6 protein-coding genes are annotated in these 7,732 nt (G+C 59.9%); 3 read left to right on the top strand and 3 right to left on the bottom strand.

Translation table 11 applies throughout. The features are described from left to right. Nucleotides 1-957 (bottom strand): S8 family peptidase (locus tag ACXRVY_RS12125; RefSeq protein WP_458237467.1); only part of this gene is annotated, 957 nt, incomplete at its 3' end. 267 nt (nt 958-1,224) lie between these two features. Between ACXRVY_RS12125 and ACXRVY_RS12120 the strand changes: the two genes are divergently transcribed. From ACXRVY_RS12120 to ACXRVY_RS12110, 3 genes are all read left to right on the top strand, one after another. Further along, the gene (locus ACXRVY_RS12120; protein ID WP_223462747.1) at nt 1,225-3,159 is read left to right on the top strand and encodes a RecQ family ATP-dependent DNA helicase; all 1,935 of its coding nucleotides are present in this window, start codon (nt 1,225-1,227) and stop codon (nt 3,157-3,159) included. Between the two features lie 243 nt (nt 3,160-3,402). Further along, nucleotides 3,403-4,629 (top strand): 3-hydroxyacyl-CoA dehydrogenase NAD-binding domain-containing protein, encoded by a 1,227-nt coding sequence (locus ACXRVY_RS12115; RefSeq protein WP_458237466.1) that lies wholly within the window; start codon nt 3,403-3,405, stop codon nt 4,627-4,629. 173 nt (nt 4,630-4,802) lie between these two features. Beyond that, nucleotides 4,803-5,225 carry an acyl-CoA thioesterase gene (locus ACXRVY_RS12110; protein ID WP_223462745.1) on the top strand — a complete coding sequence of 141 codons (423 nt, stop codon included), beginning with the start codon at nt 4,803-4,805 and terminating at the stop codon, nt 5,223-5,225. A 66-nt stretch (nt 5,226-5,291) separates the two neighbouring features. Here ACXRVY_RS12110 and ACXRVY_RS12105 read toward each other — a convergent pair whose 3' ends face one another. After that, a complete protein-coding gene (locus ACXRVY_RS12105; protein ID WP_223462744.1) occupies nt 5,292-5,777 on the bottom strand; it encodes a glycine zipper domain-containing protein in 486 nt (161 codons plus the stop codon). Between the two features lie 360 nt (nt 5,778-6,137). Beyond that, the coding region (locus tag ACXRVY_RS12100) for an FdhF/YdeP family oxidoreductase (protein WP_458237465.1) at nt 6,138-7,732 on the bottom strand (1,595 nt) is incomplete at its 5' end.

Raw genomic sequence — 7,732 nt, 5'->3', positions numbered from 1 at the left:
AAGCAAGTGGTTGCGCACTTGCTGTGCACTCATTTCGGGGTACAGGCTCTGGACTGCCGCCAACGCGCCACTGACCAATGCGGCGGCGGGGGACGTACCGGCAGTCTGGACGTATTTGCCGTCCTTGCCAGTGGTCAGCAATCCCTGGTCTGCGCCCGAGTCCCCACCAGGAACGGCGATGCACCAGGCCGTTGCGACACCACAATAATTAGATTTGCCATTGATGGCACTGCCATCGTTTTTCAATGCAACTACGGCGATCCAGCCCTTTTCCAACTCAGGGATGGCAAGGGGTAAACCCGGCTCTGCAAGAGGCTCTCGTTTGAGTTCATTACCGGTCGGAAACACAAATACCGCGCCTTGCTGAACCAGTTTTCGCGCGCTCGTCAGCGACTCGGGCATGACCTGTTTGTAACGTGCTTCGGTGATTTCCGTTGCTGGAATGGCATTGGCCCACGAGTTGTTGAATATGCGCGCACCGAGATCGAACCCGGCTTGCCAGGAACGGGAAATTTCACTGTCGAAGAAGAAGGGTTCGTTGTCGTCACCGAAACGGTAGGGGATCAGTTGAGCGTTGAACGCAACGCCGTGCATACCCCGGTCGTCTTTGTTGGCGGCCAGAATGCCGGCCATTTGAGTGCCGTGGCCAACGCGATCATGGGTGCCGGGACGATTCTCGACATAGTCAAAACCGGGGTCGCGGACCCTGCCTTGAAATTCTGGCAGTTCGGCGTTCAGGCCCGAGTCAATCAATGCGACTGGTACGCCTTGGCCGGTGCCGCCACGTGCGTACAGGCGTGATGCCTGGATGACCGCCAACCCCTTTTGAGCGTGATACTCGGCTGTTTCGAATGTGCCTGGTTTGATTGCGGGCTTTTCGGGCGTGGTCAGACATCCACTGAGCAGCAGCGGCACTGGCAGCAACAGAGCAAATGGAAAAACAGTTCGTTGAAACATGATCGGTCCTTCGGCAGGGGCCGCGCACATCAGGCCTCCTGTTGTCATGAAGACTTCGCGCAGCGTTACGGGTGTGGGGGTGAACCATACCTGTGGGGGGAGACGGGGCGTCAGGTGGCAAAGTGCTCTGTGTGTTTCATTCTGTGGCGTCAGCAGGGCGTGTTGAGGCTGTATCATCCCGTATCGTTTATGCCCCGACCTTTTCTCGATTCGCTGCGATCACCGACTAGTCTTTTGGCTTTGCAGCGGTCAACGGAGTGACAGCTTATGCACAACACCCTGGAACAGGTTTTCGGTTATCCACAATTTCGACCCGGTCAGGAGGCGGCTGTCAGTGCCGTGCTGGCCGGGCGTTCGGCGGCGGCGATTTTCCCCACCGGTTCCGGCAAATCCCTTTGCTACCAATTGCCGGCGCTGTTGCTGCCGCACTTGACGCTGGTGGTCTCGCCGTTGCTGGCGTTGATGCAGGATCAGTTGGCGTTCCTGCAGCGCCACGGCATCTCGGCCGGCAGTATCGATTCGGCCCAGAGCCGCGATGACGCCAGTGATGTCATGGCCCGTGCCAGGTCCGGCGAGTTGAAGATTCTGATGATCTCGGTGGAGCGCCTGAAGAACGAGCGCTTCCGGCATTTTCTGCAGCAGGTGCCGATCTCGCTACTGGTGGTGGACGAGGCGCATTGCATTTCCGAATGGGGTCATAACTTTCGCCCGGACTACCTCAAGCTTCCCGACTATCAACGCCAGTTCAACATCCCGCAGGTGCTGCTGCTGACCGCAACGGCGACGCCCAAGGTGATCGTCGACATGCAGGCGAAATTCGCCATCGCCGCCGAGGATGTGGTGACCACCGGTTTCTATCGCCCGAACCTGAATTTGCTGGTGGAGCCTGTTCGCGGAGCGGACAAGCGCAGGCGCCTGGTCGAATGGATGAGCCAGCGTCCGGACCAGCCGGGCATCGTCTATGTCACCTTGCAGAAAACCGCCGAGCACATCGCTGAACACCTGAACCGCAACGGCATTCAGGCCGAGGCTTATCACGCCGGGTTGCCCCATGAGCAACGGGAAGCGATCCAGCGCCGCTTCATGGGCGGGCAGTCCAATTGCATCGTCGCCACCATCGCCTTTGGCATGGGCATCGACAAGAGTGACATCCGCAACGTGGTGCATTTCGACCTGCCAAAATCCATCGAAAACTACAGCCAGGAAATCGGCCGCGCCGGGCGTGACGGGCAGCCGTCGGACTGCCTGGTGTTGGCCAACCGCGACAGCCTCAACGTGCTGGAGAATTTCGTCTACGGCGACACGCCCGAGCTGGATGGCATCCGTTGCGTGCTTGACGAGATGCATGCCGCAGCACCCGAAGGCCAGTGGGAGTTTCTGCTGGGACCGCAGGCCGATCAGAGCAATATTCGCCAGTTGCCGCTCAAGACCTTGCTGGTGCAACTCGAATTGCGCGGGTTGATCGCCCCACGCTACGCGTACTACGCCGAGTACCGTTTCAAGTATTTGCTTGAGCCCGAGGCGCTATTGGCGCGTTTCGAGGGCGAGCGCAGGGATTTTGTCGCTGCGATCATCCAGACTTCCAGCCGTGCCCGGACCTGGGCCACGGTGAATTTCGAGGCGTTGTACGAGCAGCACCAGGCCGAGCGCAGTCGGGTGGTCAAGGCGCTGGATTACTTCCAGGAGAAGGGCTGGGTGGAGCTCGAAAGCAAGCAGATGACCGAGGTCTACAGCGTGCTGCAAAGCGGGTTCGACAACGTCGCGTTGAGCGAGGAGCTGCACGGTTATTTCACTCGGCATGAGCACACCGAAGTCGCGCGGATTCACGCGATGCTGGATCTGTTCGCTACCGACCGATGCCTGGGTTATCGCCTGGCCGAGTATTTCGGTGACCACAATGCACCGCAGCAATGTGGACATTGTTCGGTATGTCACGGGCAAGTGACGCGGTTGCCTGCACCACCGGAGTTGCCGGCGCTTGTGGATAAAAATTTCGAGGCGCTGTGTGGCGATTTTATCCACAGGCACGAGCAGCACACGGGCAATGTGCCCTCGGCTGAACGCGTGACACGGTTTCTGTGCGGGATCAGTGTACCGCTGTTCACCAAACTCAAGGCCAGGACGATTTCGGGGTTTGCGGCGCTGGAAGATTATCCGTATGCCGGGGTACGCAGTTGGGCCGAGCGGAATCTTGCCGGCTGAACCAAAACCCTGTGGCAGCGAGCTTGCTCCGGGCGGCGTTCCGACGATGGCGATTTGTCAGTCACTATCACTGTTGAATATACCGACCTCATCGCGGGCAAGCCCCACACAGGGATTTGCGGTGTATTCAAAGGGGCTGCATCCATCCGCTGAATGTTGCTCATCACAGGAATAAATTTCAAAAAAACCCAGTGGCTGACTATGGTGATGGCTGTCTTCGGATCGCCAACAAGAGAACAAAACATGAGCCAGACTCCGTTGAATATTCAGCGAGCCGCCGTCATCGGTGCGGGCACCATGGGCCGTGGCATTGTCATGTGCCTGGCCAACGCCGGAGTGGCCGTGCAGTGGCTCGACAATAACCCGCAGATGCTGGAGCAGGCGCTGGTCACCGTGGCGGACACCTATGCCCACAACGTGCGCCAGGGCCGCATTGACCAGAGCGAAGCCGATGCCCGTGTGGCGCGCGTTACGGCGGCAGAGGGTTATACGGCCGTCCGCGAGGTCGACCTGGTCATCGAAGCGGTGTACGAAAACCTTGAGCTCAAGCAGAAAATCTTCCGCGAGCTCGATGGCCTGCTCAAACCTGAAGCGATTCTGGCGAGCAATACTTCGGCGCTGGACATCGACGCCATTGCTGCGGTTACGGGTCGCCCGCAGCAGGTCTTGGGCCTGCACTTTTTCAGTCCGGCGCACATCATGAAGCTGCTGGAAATCGTCCGTGGCGCGCAGACTGCACCGGCAGTTCTCGACGCAGCATTGGCGCTCGGCCAGCGCATGGGCAAGGTCAGTGTGGTGGCGGGCAATTGCGACGGCTTCATTGGCAACCGCATGCTCAATACCTACGTGTTGGAGGCGCGCAAAATGCTGCTGGAGGGGGCTTACCCCTATCAGGTGGATGCGGCACTGCAAGGGTTTGGTTTCGCCATGGGGCCGTTCCGCATGTTCGACGTGGTGGGTGTCGACCTGCAGTGGCGCGCCCGGCAACTGTCCGGTGTCGGGCAGGATGCGCCGGAGGTTCAGGTGGATAACCGACTGTGCGAAATGCAGCGTTTTGGCCAGAAGAGTGGCAATGGCTATTACCACTATGAGCMGGGCAGTCGCCAGGCCGAACACGATCCACAGGTGGATGCGCTGGTGCTGGAAGTCAGCGAAAGGCTGGGGTTCCATCGTCGCGAGATCGGCCCGGAGGAGATTCTGGAGCGCTGTTTACTGGCATTGGTCAACGAGGGCGCGAAGATCCTGCAGGAAGGCATCGCCGGATCGGCTCACGACATCGATCTGGTCTACCTCTATGGTTACGGATTCCCGGCGGACAAGGGCGGGCCGATGGCCTGGGCGGATCAGCAGGGACTGGCGGACATTCATCGGCGCTTGATGGACCTTGAGACGCGTCAGGGCGATCACTGGCAACCGGCACGGGTGATTGGCGAGCTGGCGGCGGCTGGCAAGGGCTTTGCTGACAAGTGATGGATGCGGCGCCTGTGAGGGCGCCTTCGCGAGCAGGCTCGCTCCTACAGGTGATCGGCGTTGAAGACAGCTAGTGTGTCTGGTCGAGATCCAATGTGGGAGCGAGCCTGCTCGCGATGAATACAACGCGGTTTTCGCCTTAGACTGGCGAACCCACTCAGGAATCAACGCCAATGCCCCAACGCACCGACTACCCGCACTTCCAACCCATCACCACCCGCTGGCACGACAATGACGCCTACGGTCACGTCAACAACGTCACCTATTACAGCTTCTTCGATACGGCAGTGAACACCTACCTGATCGAAGTCGGCGGCCTGGATATCCATGACGGTGAAGTGGTGGGGTTCGTGGTGAGCTCGGCCTGTGATTACTTTGCTTCCCTTGCCTTCCCGGACCGCATCGAGATCGGTCTGCGGGTGGGCAAGCTGGGCAACAGTTCGGTGCAATACGAACTGGCCGTGTTCAAGCAAGGGGAAAACGAAGCCTGCGCGGCGGGGCGCTTCGTGCATGTGTTTGTCGATCGTGCGTCGAATCAACCCGTGGCGATTCCTGCAGGGTTGCGCGGGGCGCTGGAGCGTCTGGCGGTTCAGTAAGGAAAAAAATCGCAGCCCTTGGGCTGCGATTTTTGATGTACCAGTTATAGCGAGGCGATGGATGCCTTAGTCGTCGTCGTGCCAGCGATGCTTGCGGTGGCCATAGGCATGGCCGTGGTGACGGTGGCCGCCACGGTAGTAACGACGATCGTCATAGTCACGATAGGAACGACGACCGCCGTCTTCATCATCGTACTCTTTGCCCATGTGGTTACCCAGCGCGCCACCGGCACCGCCGCCTGCTGCGGCGCCGATCAGACTGCCGGTGGTGCCGCCCATGCTGCGGCCGACCACGTTACCGCCTGCTGCGCCCAACGCACCGCCAAGGGCTGCTTCGCCACGACTGTGTTTGTTTGCGCCGACGGCGCTACCACCCGCGCCACCCAGGGCCGCGCCGATGGTGGAACCTGTACTGCCGCCTAACGACTGACCGACGACCGAGCCTAGAACCCCGCCCAATGCGCCGCCTACACCGGCTTCGGTGGTGCCGCCAGCAGACGCGATACCGCTGACCAGGCCAAGGGACAACAAGAGAATCGAGGAGAACTTCATGGAGGAACCTCAAGGGGATGACGGCGCGATCCTGAGGCTCTGGAATGGGCGTGACAATCGAAATCCGACGAATAACACGACCTGTATACAATATTGCAAGTTACTGTTTTTCGGGCGGAACTTAACGTTTTTTTGCCGGTCTTTTACTACTTCGCAAAGGCCGTTTTCATGAGACAACGGCCTTTTTTGTGGGCGCTTGAAAAGTATTTCATCAGTGCTGGTCTGTATGTTGAAGCTTCCGACGCCATCGCGAGCAAGCTCGCTCCCACAATGGATCCTGGTCGAACACAAATGCTGTGCTCACAGAAGATCAAATGTGGGAGCGAGCTTGCTCGCGATGGGGTCAGTTCAGACAACGTGTTACGCAGACCTGGCCATGATCAACCCGGTCTCACTCGCCGCTTTCAACTGGATCGCCACAAACTTCGATGTTGGCGTATGGCTCCCATCGCCGATGCTTTCCAGCGGCACCAACGGGTTCACTTCCGGGTAGTAGGCCGCCGCTTGCCCGGCCGGGATATCAAACGCCAGCAGCGTGAAGCCTTTTACCCGACGCTCAACACCATCGTCCCAGAGTGAAACGATGTCCGCCTTCTGCCCCGGCTTGAAGCCCAGGCGGATGATGTCGGCTTCGTTGACGAACAACACGTCACGCTGTCCCTTCACGCCGCGATAACGGTCGTTGAGACCATAGATAGTGGTGTTGTACTGATCGTGGGAACGCATTGATTGCATGATCAGATCCGGCAGCACCCCGGTGGCGCGGGTGCGTTCGTGCACCAGATCCTCGGGCAGGAGGTTTGGCTTGAAATTGGCCCGGCCCGACGCAGTGCTCCACTTGCGCGCACCGGCACTGTTGCCCAGGTAGAAACCGCCCGGATTCTTGACCTTCTCATTGAAGCCCTTGAAGCCTGGAATGGTCTCGGCGATCAGCTCACGGATGCGACGGTAATCGGCCACCAGCCAGTTCCAGTCCACTGGGTGGCTGCCCAGGGTCGCGGCGGCGATGCCGGCCAGGATCGCCGGTTCCGAGCGCATCTGGTTCGACAGCGGCTGCAGTTGACCATTGGAGGCGTGGACCATGCTGAACGAATCTTCGACGGTCACCGCTTGCGGGCCTTCGGCCTGGATATCGATGTCGGTGCGGCCCAGGCACGGCAGGATCAGCGCATCCTTGCCGTGGGTCAAATGGCTGCGGTTGAGCTTGGTGCTGATCTGCACGGTCAGGTCGCAGTTCTGCAGGGCCTGGAACGTGCGTTGGCTGTCCGGCGTGGCTTGAGCGAAATTGCCGCCCAGACCGATAAAGACTTTCGCCCGGCCTTCAGCCATCGCATGTATCGCCTCGACCACGTTGTGGCCGTTGTGGCGCGGCACCTTGAACTGGAAGCGACGCTCCAAGGCATCGAGGAACGCCACTGGCGGACACTCGTTGATGCCCATGGTGCGGTCGCCCTGCACGTTGCTGTGACCACGCACCGGACATAGACCGGCACCGGGCCGGCCGACGTTGCCGCGCAGCAGCATCAGGTTGGCGATTTCCTGGATGGTCGCCACCGAATGGCGGTGCTGGGTGATGCCCATGGCCCAGCACATGATGACGTTCTTGCCCTTGGCGTACATGCGCGCCGCTTGTTCGATCTCCACCAGCGTCAGGCCCGACTGCTCGACGATTTGCTCCCACGGGGTGTCGTCGATGGCCGCCAGGTACTCCAGCACATTGGCGCTGTGCTCATTGAGGAAGTCGTGGTCGAAAACCGCCGGAGCACCGGTTTTCTGTGCGTCGCGTTCCCACAGCAAGAGAAATTTCGCCATGCCACGCATGATCGCCATGTCGCCGCCAAGGGCCGGGCGGAAGAATGCGGTGTTGGTTGGCTTGTCGCCGTTGGTGAGCATTTCGATCGCATGCTGCGGGTGCTGGAAACGTTCCAGGCCACGCTCCTTGAGCGGGTTGATGC

The organism is Pseudomonas sp. P5_A2_2, from assembly GCF_054177685.1.
Note: the sequence above shows the minus strand (reverse complement) of the source record. Positions and strands in the feature narration are given on the sequence as shown.